This window comes from Sorangiineae bacterium MSr12523 (genome assembly GCA_037157775.1).
GTDB lineage: Bacteria > Myxococcota_A > Polyangia > Polyangiales > Polyangiaceae > Pendulispora > Pendulispora brunnea.
Window position 1 is genome coordinate 8,682,766 of the sequence record CP089982.1, and the last position, 18,368, is coordinate 8,701,133.

Below are 18,368 nucleotides of genomic sequence, written 5' to 3' on the forward strand. Positions count from 1 at the left end.
CCAAAACACCTCCTCCCGGACGACGAAGAAAAATCCGAAGAAGAAGAAAATCGCCTTGCATAAACCGCCGGTACAGAGTCACCGCTCTGCGTGTTGTTCCCGCTGGCGAGGCCCCGTGGGAGTGGTTCCTCGCTATCAACGGGCACGCGGAGGGCTGTTGCCTCCCAATCATACCAATGGCAACCCATCGTCTTGATCTGCGACCTTGCGGGCGCGGTGTCCGGAGCACCGCGCACGAAGGTCTGACCCAACGCATTGCCAATGCAATGCCAACCCGCATCTAGCTAAAAATGCGCGCCCCCGCGCAGTGCGCCCCTGTCCCGGACGAATTTCGACCTGTCCGTGACACCCCGCCCCGCATTCACGCGCCACGCTCGGCTAACCGGTGGAGGCTCCCGCGGAGGCGGTAGGATCGCCCTCGTCGCTGCCCGATTCGCGCCGGCGAACGGCGTCTTCGAAGGCCGTGTGCATGAGGGAACGAAGCCGGGTCAGGTCCTTGACATTGTTCAAGTAGACGCGGCTGACGCCAAAGGTCGAGGTGCGGCGTCGACCTCGAAGCCCGGCGACATGATTTTCACCTTGTCGACGGCAAGACGCGTGACCACCGACTTTCGCTTTTGATCCCCAAAATATCGGCAGAACCAATAGCGAATGCTTCCCGCGTGGATCCCGAAGTAATTCTGAGAGTCCTTGTACTGAGGTGGATACTTCGCGAAAAGCGGCGAGTCCGAACAAAGCTCTCGAACGATCTCGAAGGCTTCGAGCTCCTCGGCGGTGGTCACGATCTTGCCACCCTCGGCCGGAGACTCGGGCACGGCCGCCTCCGTTGGAGCCGGCGCGGTCACTGCCGGAAGCGGCAGGACAATCGCGAGCTCTGGCTTCTCCGTTTCGAGCTTGATGGACCGCGTGGCCATCTCCAACAAGGTCCCCTGGATGGCCTTTCGAACGGCGGGCTGGAAGCGTTCGATGATCTTTGCCGTGAGGCGCTTGCCTGCACCGACCGCCTCGATTTCGTTCAGAAGGAATCGAACGAAGTTCTCCGACGGATTGCGCAGCAGATCCCCAACCAGCGCCGTGAGCTTTCCAACGTAAATCAGCTCCTCGGCGCCATCGTGCACCGCATCGCCATCGTAGCTTTCCCGGGTGAACTGCTTGAGGGTTTCCGCATCGCGTTCCGTGAAGGAATGAATGTCGAACACGAAGAAGGGCTGTTCATCGAGAAGATTCTCTCGCTTGAGATCGGTATAGAAGCGATACACGAGCCCATTCGTCAAAATGGCGGTCTTGACCGACGGGGTCGCGTTGAAATAGCGCGCGAGCTGGGCGTCGTGGTCGCTCGAGGTCACGTCGATCGCTTTGGCCTCGATGAAGATGGCGGGCGTGTCCACCAGATGGATGGCGTAATCGACTTTCTCGAACTGCCCATTCGTCTTCTTCTTGGCGAAATCCGCGATGTATTCGGGCTGAACCTCGGTCGGATTGTAAATGTCGTAGCCGAGTAACTGAATGAGCGGGAGCACGAGGGACTGCTTCGTGGCCTCTTCCCCCTTGATGTAAGACTGCCTGCGTTTGACTTGCTCTGAAAAGTTACGAAGATCCTCGAAGAAGCCCATACTGCCCTCCAGTCGACAGCGTCGTGATGGGCGATGTACGTACCGGCCCGCGTACGGCCGAACGAATATCGCTGCGCGTGCATGATACCAGAATGAAATGCCGAATCCGTGTTGGCCGTCTGGCAAATCGGAGTGCTAAGGCCAAATGTGACCAGCGAGATGAATTGACATCGCGTTTTGCGTCGATGTCAGGATTGTTCCTAGTCGGGATTCAACGCGGCCGCCCTCCTTAAAGAGATGAAGAAGAATGGCCGGCGGACCGCGATATTCGTGAGCATTCACGATGTCGAATGCAGGCAACAAATCCTCGCCGCGGCCGAATGCCCTTCACGACCTAAAGATCGCCAGCACCGGCCCGGCCAAAGGTGACCACCCCGCAGCGCCTGTCCGGGACACCGCCCATGCTGTCCCGGACACCGCGACGGGCCCGGATTTCCCGAAAAACAGGCCCTTCGTCATAACGGCATGACGCTCGCACCGCTCCCGTGCGATGAACTTACCCATGACGGACGACGCATTGCGACAACAGGCGGAGAGCAAGCTCAAGGCACTCGCAGGCCCGCGTGCCACCTTGCGTGACGATCAGTGGGCCGCCATCGAAGCGCTGGTCGTCGGCCGAAAACGAGTGCTGGTCGTCCAACGCACCGGGTGGGGCAAGTCGGCCGTGTACTTCATCGCCACCGCGCTGCTCCGCAGCCTTCGCACCGGCCCCACGGTCATCGTCTCACCGCTGCTCGCACTCATGCGCAACCAGATCGCCGCGGCCGAACGCGCGGGCATCCGCGCCGTCACCATCAACTCGGCCAACCTCGAAGAGTGGCAGGAGATTCATGAGAGGATCGCCGAGGGCACTGTCGATCTGATGCTGGTCAGCCCCGAACGCCTCAACAACCCCGACTTTCGCGATCAAGTATTGCCCAAACTGGCCGCGAGCGCCGGCCTGGTCGTGGTCGACGAGGCGCATTGCATCTCGGATTGGGGTCACGACTTTCGGCCCGACTACCGGCGTCTGCGCACACTCTTCGCGAGCATGCCGCCGAACGTTCCCATTCTCGCGACGACGGCCACCGCCAATGCCCGCGTCACCCGCGATGTGGCCGAGCAGCTCGGTCAAGATACCTTCGTCCTTCGCGGCGCGCTCGAGCGCGACAGCCTTCACCTGAGCGTCGTCAAGCTTCCCTCCGCCGAGCAACGCCTCGCTTGGCTGGCACACATCCTTGGTGAGCTGCCGGGCTCCGGCATCGTCTACACCCTCACCGTCGCAGGCGCGCTGGAGATCGCGGCCTATCTGCGCGAGCAAGGGTACCAAGTGGCCGCCTACCACGGTTCGACGGAGCCGGCCGAACGCATCGCCGCCGAACAGGATTTGATCGACAATCGACTCAAGGCCCTCGTGGCCACGTCGGCGCTCGGCATGGGATTCGACAAGCCCGACCTTGGCTTCGTCATCCACATGGGCGCGCCGGCATCGCCCGTCGCGTATTATCAGCAGGTCGGTCGCGCAGGGCGTGGCGTCGCGCGCGCCGAGGTCATCTTGCTCCCAGGCGCCGAAGACAAGGAGATATGGTCCTATTTCGAGGGCCTCGCCTTCCCGCCCGAGGCCATCGTGCGCACGACGCTCGACGCGTTGGAACGCGGGCCTCTCTCGACCATCGCCCTCGAAACCATCGTGGACATGAGCCGCAGCCGGCTCGAGACGATGCTCAAGGTCCTCGATGTCGACGGCGCCGTACATCGGGTTCGCGGCGGGTGGCAAGCCACGGGGCAACCCTGGAAATACGACGCCGATCGTTATGCGCGCGTTGCCGGCGAACGCCGAGCCGAGAAAAACGCGATGCTGGAATACATCGAGACCTCCTACTGCCGCGAGATGTTCCTTCGCAAGCACCTCGACGACGACAAGGCCGCCCCCTGCGGCCGTTGCGACAATTGCACGGGGCAGCACCGCTCATCCGCGCCCTCCGCGCTCGACCCAGGCGCGATGGCCGCCGCACGCGAACGATTGCAAAGGCCGGGGGTCGAAATCGAGGCACGCAAGCAATGGCCATCAGGGCTCAAGGAAATCGGCTTATCGGGAAAGATCAAAGCCGATATCGCCCACGAGGAGGGCCGCGCCCTGGGCCGCCTGACCGACATTGGTTGGGGCAACCGCTTGCGAGCGATGCTGGCGGATGATCACGAGGACGGGCCCGTTCCCGACGACGTGTTCACCGCGGTGGTGCAGGTGCTGGCCTCCTGGAAATGGGCCGAGCGCCCCATCGCCGTGGCAAGCCTACCGTCGGAGCGACGACCGCTTCTCGTCGCGAGTTTGGCCCAGCGCCTCTCCCAGGTGGGAAGGCTTTCCTACCTCGGGAGTCTCGCCTACGACGCCGGCTCGCCAGGGCGCCAGTTCAACAGCGCCAAGCGCGTTCAAGCCGTGCACCGAACCTTGGTTCTACCGCAAGAACTGGCCGCACTCACGGCCGCAACCACGGGGCCCATACTCCTCGTCGACGATCGCGTCGACAGCGGCTGGACCATGACCATCGCCGCCATGCTCTTGCGCCAGGCCGGCGCCAAGGCGGTGCTGCCGTTCGCTCTCGCTACGACCACGTAGCTTATGCTTCTCATCGGGTGGGCGAACACGGCGCGGCGATTGGCACGTGGTGTGCTGGCAGCGCGGCATGAGCACTTCTCGCGGAATTCGATGGGCCGAACGTGCAGGCGATGTGGGCGGGCTCCTGCTCGCGCCGGTAACGGCCGCGATCAGCCGTATTCGGCACGCGCGCATGTTTCATCCTGATGGCCGCATGTACCGCGCCAGCGTGAGGCCGTGCGCCGTCACGCCCGAGCTCGACCGGCTTGCGGAACGTCTTCAAGGCCCAGCCATCGTTCGCTTGTCGAGCGCCTGGTGGCGCGGAGAAAAACAATGGCGCGATGCCCTTGGTATGGCGGTGCGCTTCGTGCGCGAGGCGCAGAGCACCACCGAACCAAAAGGTGACGACCAGGATCTGCTCCTGGCGACCATCCGCTTTCCGCTCACGTTGCCCTTTGCGCCCTTCGCAACCAACGTCAAAAGCTATCTCTGGAATCATTTCCACGGAGTGTCCCCCTTCGAAAGCGACGGCGTGGGTCGGGTGAAGATACGGGCCCGCTCCCCGCGATTGCGAAACGATCGCGACGTGTCACGCGAGGACCATCTCGCGTGGGCGGTGGCCGCTCGGCAAGCCGTTTACACGCTGGAAGCGCGCAAGCTCGATCGGCCCGTGTGGCGACGCCGCTGGGAGCCCATTGCCGAATTGCGACTCGAGCAGCCCATCGAACTGGACCAATCGGCATTGCGCTTTTCGCCATTTCGATCGGGCCGCGGGCTCGAGCCCGTCGGCTTCGTTCACCATCTGCGAATCGCCGCCTATGCCGCGAGCCAACGCGCACGAGGGATGGCCACAACGTAGCGTAGCAAACGACAGAATCGCGCAGTATTCTTTCTGCGAAAGAACACAATGCGCGGAATCGAATTCACCGAGTTGAATGCCTTTGCAGCCGTTGCTTCCCAGGGAAGCTTCACCCGCGCCGCCGCGCAGTTGCGCGTCTCGGCGCCGGCGCTCAGTCAGACCGTGCGCAGGCTCGAGGAGCGGCTCGGTGTGCGCCTTTTGAACCGAACCACCCGCAGCGTCTCCCCCACCCAGGCCGGGGCGCGCCTGCTGGCGAAGCTCCGACCCGTTTTCGACGACCTGCATGCCGCCGTAACGGACGTGAAGACATTTCGCGAGCGGCCGGCGGGGATCGTCCGCATCAATGCGGCACGCGTGGCCGTCTTCGGGTTCCTCGCGCCCCTGGTGGGGCGTTTTTGCAAGAAGCACCCGGACATCGTGCTGGACATCGCGAGCGACGACGCACTCACCGACATCGTGGAAGGACGGTTCGATATCGGCGTTCGCCTGGGCGAGAAAGTCGACAAGGACATGGTGGCCGTCAAGTTGAGCGGCCCGCTGTCCACCATGGTGGTCGCCTCGCAAGATTACCTGGAGCGCCACGGCACCCCGAAGACGCCGTACGAATTGCACCGTCATCGCTGCATCAACCTGCGCTTTACGCCCAACGGCAACGTTTACCGATGGGAATTCGCGCGCGGCAAGAAAAGCCTCGATGTCGCGGTCGAGGGTCCGCTCATCGTCGACGATGCGGATATCTTGTTGCGCGCCGTGCGCGCAGGCGTCGGAATCGGCTACGGCATCGACGAAAAGATGCGCCGCGCCGTGGAACGCGGCCGAATCGTGCGCATTCTGGAGGCGTGGTCGCCCACGTTTCCTGGCTTCTATCTCTATTATCCAAGCCGCAGGCAAACACCGCCGGCGCTTCGCGCGTTCATCGACTTCGTGCGCGAGCATGCTCCGTCGTGACGTCCATACCGCTTTGGCGGCGCGACGCGATGGGGACGCGTCGCTCCGTGCCCGCGGGGGGAAGCCAGCGGCGTTTGACGAGATAGTCGATCATGCGATCGAGCAAGACGTCATCGGCTCGGGGAACGGTCATACCGAGCCGGCGCAACGCCGCAGACGTCGCGTCGCATCGGAAGATCGGCATGCGATGAGCCGGCGTTTCCTCCAGAAGGTACGCGCCGACCCGCCACACGGCGGCCATGGCAAACGCGTTCGAGTCACCGATGTTCTCGATCAGCGTGCTCCGCCAGCGTGACGCCGGCTCCTCGATGAGCCCGTAGCCGAGCTCCAATAGCCTGTCGAGCGCGCACTGGATCGCGAAAGGGACGTCGTTCGTGAGATGGAACGTCTGGCCAATCACACCTTCTTGCTTGGAAAGCGCGACCAGGGCGCGCGCGACGCCGTCGACGGGGCCAACCCACAGTTGTCCCGTCGTTCGTGGTACGATGCCAACGGCAACCGCAGCGCGAAGCAAGCGGACGAGAATATCCCGTTCACTGCTGGTGCCGGCCCGCGTGTCCCCGAGAATCAGCCCGGGCCGATAAATCACGACGGGCAAGCCCGCACCGCGAACCAGCGTTTCGGAGTCGAGCTTGGTGCGGCAATAGCCGATTCCTGCCGTGGTCTCGAGACTTGCAGGCGTTGTCTCGTCCACCTCCGAAAACCCGGCCGCACGGGCGCCAACGAACACGCCCAGCGACGAGACATGGTGAATCGTCTTCGGCTTTCGGTGCTTGGCAAACTCGAGGAGCGTACGTGTACCTTCGATGTTCGTCGGGGCGAGCCATTCGTACTCGGCCGCGAGGTTCAACGTGGCCGCGCAGTGATAGATCGAGTCGCTGGCTATCGCGAGTCGATCGTAGGCCGTGTCCGACAATCCCAGTCGAGGTTGGGTAATGTCCCCATGCACCACGACGAGCCGTTTCAGGCTGTCCGCACTCAGGCCGTGACCGGCCATGTGATCGCGCAACCTGCGCGCGGCCCCGGCCTCGGTGTGTCCTCGGATTAGGCAATGAACGGTGGCCTGCGTCTGCCTGAGAAGCTCGGCGGCGAGGTATCCGCCGAGAAAGCCAGTGGCACCCGTAAGAACGGTATCCGGCACCTCGCCGATCTACCACATTTCGATTGGCCGACGATGGCATTTGCTCCCCCAGCTAACCAGGTTTGTCGGCATGCAAAACCAATTATTGAAGAACAAACTCAACAGAGCATTCAAACATCTCGACGTGGACGGAAATGGATATGCCGAACACGAAGATCTCCTGAAGCTGGCCGCTCGGTTGATGGCTGGCTTTCACATCGATCCAGCGTCGTCGAAAGGACAAAAGCTTCTGAACACCTCCGAGCGCTATTGGCAAGCGATGGTCGCCGCCGCTGACCTCGACGGAGATCGGAGACTCAGTCCAGAGGAATTCCGCGCGGGCATGACGGGCGCCTTCGTCGAGACCGATGGCGGATTCGAACGGAACTTTCGACCGCTCGTCCAAGCTGCCATGGATATTGCCGACACGGACGGGGACGGCGTGCTCTCATTTCCCGAATTCGAAATATTTCAGCATGCGGTCCACACGCCCGACGATCTCATTCCGCAGGCGTTCAAGCATTTGGACCGCGACAAGAGCGGCACGCTGACGGTCGACGAGCTCGTCGAAGCCGCACGGGATTTCTATACCAGCACGGATGAAAGCGCGACGGGCAATTGGATGTACGGGCCCCTGTGAAAGCCGCGTTCGAGGAAAAGGGCACCCGAGAGTCCATTGCCATCGTGGGTGTCTCCTGCCGTATGCCCGGTGGCATCTCGGAGTTGCGAGCATTGTGGTCGGCATTGGAAGCGGGCCGCGATCTCGTCACGGAGGTGCCGCCGGATCGCTTCGATGCCGATCGCTTCACCGATCCGAACCGAGACCGCCCCGGGCGTAGCTACACGTGTGCCGGCGGGTTCCTGGAGGATATCGCCGGGTTCGATGCCGAGTTCTTCGGCATTGCACCCCGTGAAGCGAGCCGGTTGGATCCTCAGCAGCGTCTCATACTGGAATTGGCCGTGGAGGCCTTCGATGACGCCGGAATCGACGACGGCACGCTCGCCGGCTCGGACACCGCGGTGTTCGTCGGCGCGAGCTACGAAGATTACGGCGCTCTGCAGATGAACGGCGCGGAGACGCTGGACGCGTACAGCATCAGCGGCTGGACGATGTCGAACATCGCCAACCGGGTGTCCTACGCTCTGGATCTGCACGGCCCGAGCATCACCATCGCGACGGCGTGCTCGTCGAGCCTCGTCGCTCTCCACGAAGCGTGCCGATCCCTTTGGGCCGGCGAGACCGCGATCGCCATGGTGGGCGGTGTCAATGTGATGCTCAATCCCTGCGGCTTCGTGGCCATGGCCAAGGCGGCGATGCTCTCCCCCAGCGGTCGATGCCGGACGTTCTCTGCGGCGGCCGACGGCTTCGTCCGATCCGAGGGCGGCGGAGCCCTGGTTCTCAAACGGCTATCCGACGCGCTGGCCAACGCGGATCGCATTCACGCCGTGGTGCTAGGGACGGGCGCGAACAGCAACGGCCGCACGCCGGGAATCAAACAGCCGAGCTTGCGCGGACAGGAAGCGCTGCTCCGTACCGTCCTTGCGCGCGCCGGAGTGCACCCCGAGGAACTCGTGTACTTCGAGGCACACGGCACCGGAACGGCGCTCGGCGATCCCATCGAATGTGGGGCCATCGGCCACGTGCTCGGATGCGCGCGCATCCGGCCGTTGCCCATCGGTTCCATCAAGACCAATCTTGGCCATCTCGAGCCTGCCGCCGGCATCGCGGGCGTGCTCAAGGCCATTCTGGTGTTGCGCCACGGCGTGATTCCCGCCTCGCTTCACGGTACTCCGCGAAACCCTGCGATCGACTTCGCCGCCCTGAATCTCGAGCCGGTCGAACGGGCCGTGACGATCGAGCCGGTGCAGGAACATCCGCGGGCCGTGGTCGGCGTCAATTCCTTCGGCTTCGGCGGCGCCAACGCGCACACCCTACTAGCCGCGCCGCCGGCGGATCGAGCTCCGGAGATCGCGCTGCCCGCGGTCTTCCCGATGCTCCTTTCGGGTCGCTGCGAAGCGGCATCGAAGGACGCGGCCCGGCGCATGATCGAGCGACTCGACGGCGTGAGCGCGCAGCAGCTTTTCGATATCTGCTGGACGGCGTGCCGGCGAAGAAACCTCCATCCTTATCGTTGCGCGGTGATCGGTGCGAACGTTACGGAGCTCGCCGACCGCCTGCTGGCCGTGGCAACGGGGCAGCCGATGGCGGGAACGGCGTCGGCCCGGGCCGTTCCCCACGGACGAATCGCCTTCGCATTTTCCGGCAATGGATCCCAATGGGCCAGGATGGGTGCCGACCTGCTCGACGCCGATCCTATCTTTCGAGCCGAGCTCGAAGCCGTCGACCGCCGGCTCTCCGCGATGCTGGGCTGGTCCGTCCTCGAAGAGCTGAGGGCCCCACCGGAGCGGTCTCGCATGGCCCGGACCGAGGTGGCGCAACCCTGCCTGTTCGCCCTGCAAGTGGGCCTGGTGGAGGTGCTGCGAGGTCATGGGATTCGCCCGGCGGCCGTGTTCGGACACAGCGTGGGCGAGGTGGCCGCAGCCTACACGGCCGGAGCGCTCGACCTCGACGCCGCCGCGACCGTGATCGCCGTGCGCAGCTCCGCGCAAGCACGCACCTCGGGATCTGGGCGCATGGCGGCTGTGGGCTTGTCGCACAGCGATGCGCGGACGGCGATCACGCCGTACGGCGAACGGCTGGAGCTCGCGGCCATCAACAGCGAACACGATGTCACCATCGCGGGCGACGCCGAAGCGCTGCGCGAAATTGGCGCGGAGCTGTCCGCGCGCGGTGTGTTTTGCCGTGAGCTGGATCTCGATTATGCCTTTCACAGCCGCGCGATGCTCCCACTCGAACGTGAGATCACGACGGGCCTTCATGGACTTCGGGCCAAGAAGGTCCACACCCCATGCATCTCCACGGTGACCGGAGAGCCCGTTCGCGGTGACGAATTGAATGCCGATTACTGGTGGCACAATGTTCGGGACCCGGTGCTGTTCGCTGCCGCCGTCGAGCATTTGCTCGCGCAGGCCTTCGACGTTCTCGTCGAAGTGGGCCCGCAACCGGTGCTGAGCTCCTACCTGCGCCGGCTCGCATCCAACCATGCCGAGACCCTCGTCGTGCCGACGCTCGCGCGCTCCACGGTGGCGCACGAAGCCATCGCGAGCGCGGTCGCATCCATCCTGGCCAGCGGCGCGCCGATCGATTGGGTCCCGTATTTTCCGATACCGGGGCGGGTCGTCGATCTGCCTGCGTATCCGTGGCAGCGCACGCGCCATTGGCATGGCGATCCCGAACTGTGGGAGCGGCGCCAGCACGGAAAAAGCGAGCATCCGCTGCTGGGCGAGCGCGCTGCCGTCTTGGAGCCTACGTGGTGCGGCCTCCTCGATGTGAGCCGGCTCCCATGGTTGCGCGAGCACCGCATCGGCGAGGCCATCGTATTTCCCGCGACGGCATTCGTGGAGATGGGCCTCGCGGCGGGCCGAAATGCGCTTGGCGCGGCGGTGGAAATTCGGGATCTCGTCATCCCGCACGCGCTGGTGCTCTCGGAGGGCACGGAGGTATTTCTGCAAGTAGCCCTGAGCGATGAAGACGGGGCGATGCGCATCGCTAGCCGCACCGATACGGCGCAGGAATGGAAGGTGCACGCGCAAGGGCGAGTTCGCCGCGCGCTCCGAAGTGCGCCGCCGCCGGTCGATCTCGATGCCATTCGAGCGCGACTCCATTCACCCGAGGCAGGCGCGGTGCACTACGACCGCGCGGCCACCCGCTTTGGGCTGCGGTATGGCCCAACGTTTCGAACGCTGCGCGAGCTCTGCAGCGGCGCGGACGAAGTGCTGGCCCGCTACGTTCACGAGGGACCGCAAACGGAGTTCGAAGTCCATCCTGCGCTGCTCGACGGGGCTCTCCAAAGCGCGCTTCCGCTCATGCCGTGGACGGATACCCGCCACACCACCGTCGTTCTTTCGATCGGGGCGGTGCGCCTATGGCAGCGGCCGACCTCCATGGGTTTCGCGCATGCGCGGCTCCGTACGCGAGCAGCGCGGCAGATTCACGTCGATGTCCTCGTGACCGACGAATCCGGGACCGTCACCATCGAGGTCACCGGGTGCCGGCTGGGACGACTCGACGCGGGCTCCGCCGAATCTCCGACGCCCTTCACCTACGTCATGCGAGCCGCCCCTCGAGCCGATGTGCCGGCTGGACCGAGCCCGCTCCCGTTGCCTCACGATCTCGCCGCAGGATGCTCGGTGCGATTGGCAGCGCTCAACGGCGAGTGGCACACGACGGCGAAGGCGCACGCGACATTCGTCGCTCGGACGAAGGAACTCGCGGCGCAGTTCGCGGCACGCACGTTTGCGCAGCTCGTAGAGGATCGGGCTTTCGCACCGCACGATCTGGTGCTGGCGGGTGTGGACCGCAAGCACCTCCGCGTCATCGATGCGCTGCTCGCCCTGGCGTACCGCCACGGGTGGATCGAACATACGAGCGAAACGCACTGGAAGGTCACCAGGCAGGCCGCGCCGGAGGCGCTCTTCGCCTCGATGGTTGCGGATCATCCGGAGCATGCCGCCATGCTCGTCCTGCTGGGTCGATGCGGACGACACCTGCCGGACATCCTCTGCGGGCGATGCGACCCTCTGGAGATCATTCTGGGCAGCAACAGCCGCATCGCGGAGCAGTCTTACGAGGCCTCGCCGTGGAGTCTTCGATGCAACCGGCTCACACGGGAGTGGGTGCGCGCGATCGTCGGTCATTGGCCCGCCGACCGGCCCCTTCGCATCCTCGAAATCGGCGCGGGCACGGGCGGAACGACCACGCTGCTCCTTCCCGAGTTGTCCCCCGCGTGCACGCAATACGTCTTCACGGATGTCTCCGAGGCGTTCCTCACGCGGGCGGGTATGCGCTTTTCGGAATACGACTTCGTCGATTATCGGCTCCTCGACCTCGAACGCGATCCGATGGCGCAAGGGTTCGCCGAAGGGACCTTCGATCTCGTGATTGCCGCCAATGTCGTGCATGCCACGACGAACTTGCGCGCGACACTCGAACGAGTCGCCCAGCTTCTCGCCGACGGTGGCCATCTCCTCCTCACGGAGCTCAGCGACCCCGATTTTCCGCTCCTCTGCTTCGGGCTCCTCGATGGCTGGTGGAGTTTCGCCGACCGACCGCTGCGCACGCGATCGCCGCTGCTCGACGCAGTGCAATGGCCCACGGTGCTGCGGGAGTGTCGTTTCTCGAGTGTGATTCGCCTCGATGACGATGCCCCCGAGGAAGCGGTCGGGCACTGCTTCGTCGCCGCGCGGGCTCCTCGAACCACGACCCAGTCGCGGATGCTCGAGGTTCACGACACCACGCAATGGATCGTCGCCGCCGAGGACTCCCGGGCAAACGAGCTCGCATTGGCGACATCGGAGGCGTTGGTTGCCGCCGGGGCGTCCGCGGTGCGCACGATCGGGGTGACGAAGGACACCCCGTGGTCGGAGCTTCTCGCCGGTGCCATGTCCACGGTTGGCGTTGTCCTCATTCTGAGCGATCCGGGCATGGCTCGCGATGCACACGCCACCACCGAGCTGACGGTGCGCCGCCTCGAGGCGCTCGGCGCGATCGCCAAGGCCTGCCAGCTCCTTTCGTCCGAAATATCGCCCATGCTGTGGCTCGTCACCGCCCCATCGGGTGCGCTCCCGGCCCCGCAGTTGCCCCTGGCGCCTGCCGACGCGGCCGTGTGGGGCGCGACGCGCACCATGGCGCAAGAGCATCCGCGCCTCGCGGTTCGGCGGCTCTCCCTGGAGCGCGGCGATCGCGCGAGCACCGACGGGACGCGGTTGGCCCAGGAGTTGGTGGCGCCATCGGCGGAGGACGAAATCGTGCTTACACGCGCGGGGCGGTTCGTCCCGCGGCTCGTGCCATGGAAGGTCCCGACGCGCCAAGTCCTTGCGAGCGCGACGGATGGATACGCGCTGGACCTGCGTGAGCAAGGGCCGTCCTATCGGCTCGCTTGGGTACCGGCAGCCCTCCCCATTCCCGGTCCCGACGAAGTGGTCATCGGCGTGCGGACCATGGGGCTGAATTACCGAGACGTCCTGCGGGCACTCGGTAGGTTAACGGAAAGCGAGAGTGCGAACGCTCCGGTCTGGTATTTCGATTGCGCGGGCATCGTCACAGCCGTCGGATCGGCCGTCACCACCTGCCAACCCGGCGACCGCGTCTTTGGCGTCGTCGTGGGGGCGGGGCTGCAATCGCACGGGCTGGCGAAAGCTTCCCTGGTCCAGCCGATGATGGATTTCACGGGTTTCGACGCCGCGGCGACGATCCCCACCCCATTCATCACGGTGCATTACAGCCTCGAGCGCCTGGCCAGGTTGGCGGAAGGCGACACGCTTCTCGTTCACGCGGGTGCGGGCGGTGTCGGGCTCGCGGCCATTCAACACGCAAGGAGCGTCGGGGCACGCGTGATCGCGACCGCGGGCAGCGACGAAAAGCGCGACCTACTTCGATTGCTCGGTGTCGCCGACGTGGTGAGCTCTCGAAGCCTGGCCTTCGCCGACGAAATCCTGGCCATGACCGACGGAAAAGGAGTCGACGTCGTTCTCAACTCGTTGGCCGGGGAAGCGATCCCTCGCGGATTGGAACTGCTACGGCCCGGTGGCCGCTTCATCGAGCTGGGCAAGCGGGATTTCCACTTGGACAGCCCCCTGCGCATGCGCGCCCTGCGCAACAACGTCAGCTTCTTCGGTGTCGATGCCGACGAGCTGTATCGCCGGGCTCCCGACCGGATCGCGGAAGAATTGGCCGCCGTCACGCGGCTCCTTCGGACCGGCGAATACCGACCGCTTCTGCATCGGGTTTACCCGGCGTCGCGTATCGCCGAGGGCTTCGCCTTGATGCAACACTCCCGTCATATCGGCAAAGTGGTCATCTCGTTCGATGAGCACGTGCCGCTCGAACAGCGTTGTGCGACGCCAAAGTTCGACAACGACGCAGCGTACCTGGTGACGGGGGGCACGCGCGGGTTTGGGGCCGCCAGCGCGCGGTGGCTGGTCGAACGAGGCGCCCGCCACGTCGCCCTGGTGAGCCGGAGTGGACATGCGGACACCGAAGTGAACGCGACCCTCGAGGCCCTCGCCGAACGAGGTGCCACGGCCACCGTGTATGCGGCCGATGTCACCGACGAGGCTGCGATGCGCACCGTCGTCGCCGCCGTGGAGGCCACCGGCCATCGATTGCGCGGAGTCATCCACGCCGCCATGGTCGTCGACGATGCCCCCCTCACGGAGCTCACCGCGAAGCGCCTCGAAGCGGTCATCGCGCCAAAAATTTCTGGAGCGTTGATCCTCGATGCCCTAACGCGAGACCACCCGCTCGACCTCTTCGTCATGTGCTCGTCGATCGCGAGTGTCTTTGGCAACATGGGCCAGGCCAACTATGTGGCAGGCAACATGTTCCTCGAGGCTCTCGCGCGTGCACGTTCGAGAGCCGGATGGCGTACACTCGCCGTGGCCCTCGGAGCGATCTCCGATACCGGGTATGTCTCGCGCCACGGCTTGGCCAGCGGCTTCGCAGGGCGAGGCACATACGCCATGACCGCCGAGCAGGCACTGCGAGTCATGGACGAATTGCTCGGCGGGGAGGCGGATATGGCGATGGTCGGCCGCTTCGACTGGGGTCTCGCCCTCGCATCCACGGGACTCGCCGACGTCCCCCGAATGGCGTACGTCCGACCCGCCCGGCTCGAGCAAGACGCTCCTGCCGACGTCGATCTTTTGACCGCGCTGGCGAAGGCCACACCCGACGAAGCCAAGCCCCTCATCGAGAACGCCGTCGCCGCGATCGTGGCGAATGTTCTCAGGGTCGCGCCCGATCAGCTCGAACGAAGCCGTTCCTTCGAGCAGCTTGGCATCGATTCACTCATGAGCAACGAACTGCGCGCGGCCATCGTGCGCCGGTTCGGGTGTGAGATCTCCACGATCCACATCACGGGCAGCGCCGGCATCGGCGCGCTCACGCGGCACCTTTGCACCGTGATGCGCGTTCGTCACTAATCGGGGCAAGGCGCGCCCGCGCGCATCCACCTTTCCCACGCCGCAAGGAAGGTATCGCGTGGCGTCGGCACGGGCGCGCGGCCGTGGCCTGGAGTCCAACCCCAGACGACCAGCGGGTCTTCCAGGTGAACGCGCAACGCGGCCGCGTCCTTGTGGCCATTGCGTGCGGGATCGCGGACTTGCTCGCACAAGGCGCGCGGCGAAAGGCCGACGAAAACGAGCTTCGTGTCGGGCGGCGGCATGTGCCAGCCGTTGGCATTGCCCGGCGGGACGTGCGGGCCATAGGCGCTTGGCGGATTGGCCAGTCCATGGCACGTCGCGCATTCCGCGCCGACCATGCCTCGCCCTTCCGGCCCGCGTTGCACGTTTTGCGTGTGGACGTGGCTGTCGTCGCCCTGAAGCGGTGCATCGCCGGCCGGATGACAATTTTGACACCGCGGATGCTGCAGCACACGGCGCACCGTCTCGAAGGCCACGACGCCGTCCGCACCTCGTGCATCCGTGGGGCTCGCACCGTCGCTCGGGGGACGGCACGCCGAAAGAAGAAGGACGAGCATGACGAGCATGGCGAGGCGATGGGGATTCATGATTCGAGCCGCAGTGGGAGCGTACGCAGCCGCTGTTTGGTCAACGCGAAAACGGCATTGGCCACCGCGGGGGCAATCGGTGGGGTAGCCGGCTCGCCGATGCCGCCCATGGGGGCGTTGCTTCGAAGAATGTGAACCGCGATCTTCGGCATCTCGAACATGCGCAGCAGCGGATAATCGTGAAAATTGCTCTCCTGCACCTGCCCCCCGACGAGGGTGAGCTTCCCGTGGAGCGCCGCGGTCAGACCGAACGCAATCGCCGACTGCACCTGCGCCTCGACGGCCAGCGGATTGACCGCGGTACCGCAGTCCACCGCGCACGTAACCTCGTGTACGCGAATGCGCCGATTCTCGATGGAGACCTCCGCCACCTGCGCCACCACGGTCCCGAAGGCCTCGTGCACGGCGAGCCCGCGCGCACGCCCTGCCGGCGGCGCGGTCTTCCATCCGGCCTTGTCGGCGGCGAGTGCCAGCGCCGCCGCGAACCGCGGTCGCTTTTCCAGGAGCTCGAGCCGGTACTCGAGTGGATCGCGCCCCGCCGCATGCGCAAGCTCGTCCACCATGCACTCCTCGGCGAAGGCCGTGTGCGTATGCCCGACGGAACGCCACCACAACACCGTCACCGGTGTCTGCGGCAGGTGGAGCGACACCCGCTTCGAGGGCACGGCCTCCAGATAGGGCGACGATTTGATTCCATGCACCGAGGCCCGGTCGACCCCATTCTGAATGAGCTCCGATTCGAATTGCGTGCCACGGCCAATCGATTGCCCCACGATGGTCTGATCCCACGCGATCGGCTTGCCCTTGGCATCCACCCCGACGCGAACGCGATGCACGTGCGCCGGCCGATAGTAGCCGCCTCGAATATCGTCCTCGCGCGTCCACACCGTCTTGACCGGCACGCCTGCTGCCTTGGCAACATGCACGGCTTCCGACACGAAATCCGAAGTATCGTTGAAGCGCCGTCCGAAGCTACCGCCGAGAAACATCGTATGGACGCGAACCTTTTCGACGCGCGTGCCAAGGATGCTCGCGGCAACCCGCTGATCGTTGCTCGGAAACTGCGTGCCGGCCCAAATCTCGCAATGTTCGTCGTCGATCTTCACCACGCAATTGAGCGGCTCCATGGGCGCGTGGGCGAGATACGGAACTTCGTAATGAGCCTCCAGGCAACGGGCCGCCCCCTCGAATGCGGATTCGAGCTTCCCATCCTCGACGACCACGGCACCTGGCTTCTGCGCCAAGGCGCGAAAGCCCTCGAGCAAGGTGCGTGAGTCGACGCCACCCCCCTCGGGCGCGTTCCACCTGATGGCGAGCGCGTCCCGCCCGAGCTTCGCCGCCCAAAAGTGCTTCGCCACGACGGCCACGCCATTTGGAATCGCGACGACCTTCTCGACACCGGGCACCGCAAGTGCGGATTTCGCGTCGAAGGATACGAGCTTCGACCCGAAGGCCGGCGGACGTGCGATCACCGCCGTGCGTAGGCCTGGGAATGAGACATCGATGGCAAATACCGCCTTGCCGGTGACCTTTTCCGGAGAATCGAGCCGACGCACGGGGGTGCCGATGAGCCGCCACGCCTTGGGATCCTTCAGCTTCACCGACGCGGGCGGCTTCAACGCCATGGCCTCCTCGGCAAGCTCCCCGAACCGCAACGAGCGTCCCCCGTGCGAAATGATCCCATTGGCCACCGTGCACGCGGCGGGCGACACCTTCCACCGGGCCGCGGCCGCACGCACGAGCATGTCCTTGGCCGTGGCGCCCACCGTGCGGTACCGATCGAATTGACCGATGGTACTCGACGAACCTCCCGTCGCCTGCACGTTGTCTTCGCCATAGACCGAGGCCAGGGCGGGCGCGTGCTCCGAGCGCACCTTGGACCAATCGCAATCGAGCTCCTCGGCGATGAGCATGGCGAGCCCCGTCCAAATCCCCTGCCCCATTTCGGAATGCGCCAGCACCACGGTGACCGTATCGTCGGTCCCGATGCGCAGAAATGCATTGGGACGCGCCAGAGTCGGGGGCGCCTTCACGAGGGCCGCACGCGCGACCTCCGGCGCGACGTGGAAGTGCAGCACCAGCCCCGCTGCCTGCAAAAAGCCCCGGCGCGAGATCCTCATCGAGAGCCTTGTTTTCTCAGCAGCTTCGAGGCGAGATGAATGGCCTCGCGCACGCGCACGTAGGTGCCGCAGCGGCAAACGTTGCCGGACATGGCCGCGTCGATGTCCGCGTCGCTCGGATTCGGCTTTCGCTCCAGAAGCGCCACCGCGGTCATGATTTGACCGGATTGGCAATAACCGCATTGCACGACGTCGGCCTCGACCCACGCGCGCTGCACCGGGTGCGAGCCATCGCTCGAAATGCCCTCGATGGTGGTGATCTTTCGCCCGCCCACCGCCGAGACGGGCGTCACGCATGCGCGCACCGGGCGCCCGTCGAGGTGGACGGTGCATGCGCCACAGACGGCCATGCCGCATCCGAACTTCGTGCCGGGCAGCCCCACCAAATCGCGCAATACCCACAAGAGTGGCATATCCGGCGGCGCATCGATCTCCCGAGTCGAGTCGTTGATGTCGAGCTTCATCGCGGTTTGGCCATGAGGATGGCGCAGCCCGACTCATTT

General features: G+C 65.0%; 10 protein-coding genes. 5 read left to right on the forward strand and 5 right to left on the reverse strand.

Annotated features, from left to right (window positions below; genetic code table 11):
- Window positions 1-506 precede the first annotated feature (506 nt).
- Complete coding sequence (locus LZC95_34095) at window positions 507-1,613, reverse strand: type I restriction enzyme HsdR N-terminal domain-containing protein (protein ID WXA91477.1); 1,107 nt, start codon at window positions 1,611-1,613, stop codon at window positions 507-509.
- A 502-nt stretch (window positions 1,614-2,115) separates the two neighbouring features.
- Here LZC95_34095 and LZC95_34100 point away from each other — a divergent pair.
- The 3 genes from LZC95_34100 to LZC95_34110 all read left to right on the forward strand — a co-directional run bounded on the left by LZC95_34100 (window position 2,116) and on the right by LZC95_34110 (window position 5,995).
- Window positions 2,116-4,209: a RecQ family ATP-dependent DNA helicase gene (locus LZC95_34100; GenBank protein ID WXA91478.1), complete on the forward strand. Its 2,094-nt coding sequence runs from the start codon at window positions 2,116-2,118 to the stop codon at window positions 4,207-4,209.
- A 67-nt stretch (window positions 4,210-4,276) separates the two neighbouring features.
- On the forward strand, window positions 4,277-5,047 hold the full coding sequence (locus tag LZC95_34105; protein WXA91479.1) for a hypothetical protein: 771 nt from the start codon (window positions 4,277-4,279) through the stop codon (window positions 5,045-5,047).
- 48 nt (window positions 5,048-5,095) lie between these two features.
- Window positions 5,096-5,995 carry a LysR family transcriptional regulator gene (locus tag LZC95_34110; protein WXA91480.1) on the forward strand — a complete coding sequence of 300 codons (900 nt, stop codon included), beginning with the start codon at window positions 5,096-5,098 and terminating at the stop codon, window positions 5,993-5,995.
- On the opposite strand, the gene LZC95_34115 is transcribed toward LZC95_34110, so the two are convergent.
- Entirely contained in the window at window positions 5,961-7,136 is a 1,176-nt protein-coding gene (locus LZC95_34115) for a thioester reductase domain-containing protein (protein WXA91481.1), read from the reverse strand. The genes LZC95_34110 and LZC95_34115 overlap by 35 nt on opposite strands.
- A gap of 70 nt (window positions 7,137-7,206) precedes the next feature.
- Here LZC95_34115 and LZC95_34120 point away from each other — a divergent pair, with 70 nt between their 5' ends.
- Complete coding sequence (locus LZC95_34120; protein WXA91482.1) at window positions 7,207-7,755, forward strand: EF-hand domain-containing protein; 549 nt, start codon at window positions 7,207-7,209, stop codon at window positions 7,753-7,755.
- Window positions 7,752-15,158: an SDR family NAD(P)-dependent oxidoreductase gene (locus LZC95_34125; GenBank protein ID WXA91483.1), complete on the forward strand. Its 7,407-nt coding sequence runs from the start codon at window positions 7,752-7,754 to the stop codon at window positions 15,156-15,158. The genes LZC95_34120 and LZC95_34125 overlap by 4 nt, the downstream gene beginning before the upstream one ends.
- Here LZC95_34125 and LZC95_34130 read toward each other — a convergent pair.
- Genes LZC95_34130 through LZC95_34140 form a run of 3 tightly spaced genes read right to left on the reverse strand, consistent with a single transcriptional unit; the run spans window position 15,155 to window position 18,329 of the window.
- Window positions 15,155-15,745, reverse strand: a complete 591-nt coding sequence (locus tag LZC95_34130) for a hypothetical protein (protein ID WXA91484.1) — start codon at window positions 15,743-15,745, stop codon at window positions 15,155-15,157. The two genes, LZC95_34125 and LZC95_34130, sit on opposite strands and share 4 nt — an antisense overlap.
- Complete coding sequence (locus LZC95_34135) at window positions 15,742-17,865, reverse strand: xanthine dehydrogenase family protein molybdopterin-binding subunit (GenBank protein ID WXA91485.1); 2,124 nt, start codon at window positions 17,863-17,865, stop codon at window positions 15,742-15,744. Before LZC95_34135 ends, LZC95_34130 begins: the two co-directional genes overlap by 4 nt.
- Window positions 17,862-18,329 (reverse strand): (2Fe-2S)-binding protein, encoded by a 468-nt coding sequence (locus tag LZC95_34140; protein WXA91486.1) that lies wholly within the window; start codon window positions 18,327-18,329, stop codon window positions 17,862-17,864. The genes LZC95_34135 and LZC95_34140 overlap by 4 nt, the downstream gene beginning before the upstream one ends.
- Between the last annotated feature and the right edge of the window lie 39 nt (window positions 18,330-18,368).

Coding starts and splice junctions, on each gene's coding strand:
- LZC95_34095 (WXA91477.1), bottom strand. CDS start 1,613: ATGGGCTTCTTCGAGGATCTTCGTAACTTTTCAGAGCAAGTCAAACGC.
- LZC95_34100 (WXA91478.1), top strand. CDS start 2,116: ATGACGGACGACGCATTGCGACAACAGGCGGAGAGCAAGCTCAAGGCA.
- LZC95_34105 (WXA91479.1), top strand. CDS start 4,277: ATGAGCACTTCTCGCGGAATTCGATGGGCCGAACGTGCAGGCGATGTG.
- LZC95_34110 (WXA91480.1), top strand. CDS start 5,096: ATGCGCGGAATCGAATTCACCGAGTTGAATGCCTTTGCAGCCGTTGCT.
- LZC95_34120 (WXA91482.1), top strand. CDS start 7,207: ATGCAAAACCAATTATTGAAGAACAAACTCAACAGAGCATTCAAACAT.
- LZC95_34130 (WXA91484.1), bottom strand. CDS start 15,745: ATGAATCCCCATCGCCTCGCCATGCTCGTCATGCTCGTCCTTCTTCTT.
- LZC95_34135 (WXA91485.1), bottom strand. CDS start 17,865: ATGAGGATCTCGCGCCGGGGCTTTTTGCAGGCAGCGGGGCTGGTGCTG.
- LZC95_34140 (WXA91486.1), bottom strand. CDS start 18,329: ATGAAGCTCGACATCAACGACTCGACTCGGGAGATCGATGCGCCGCCG.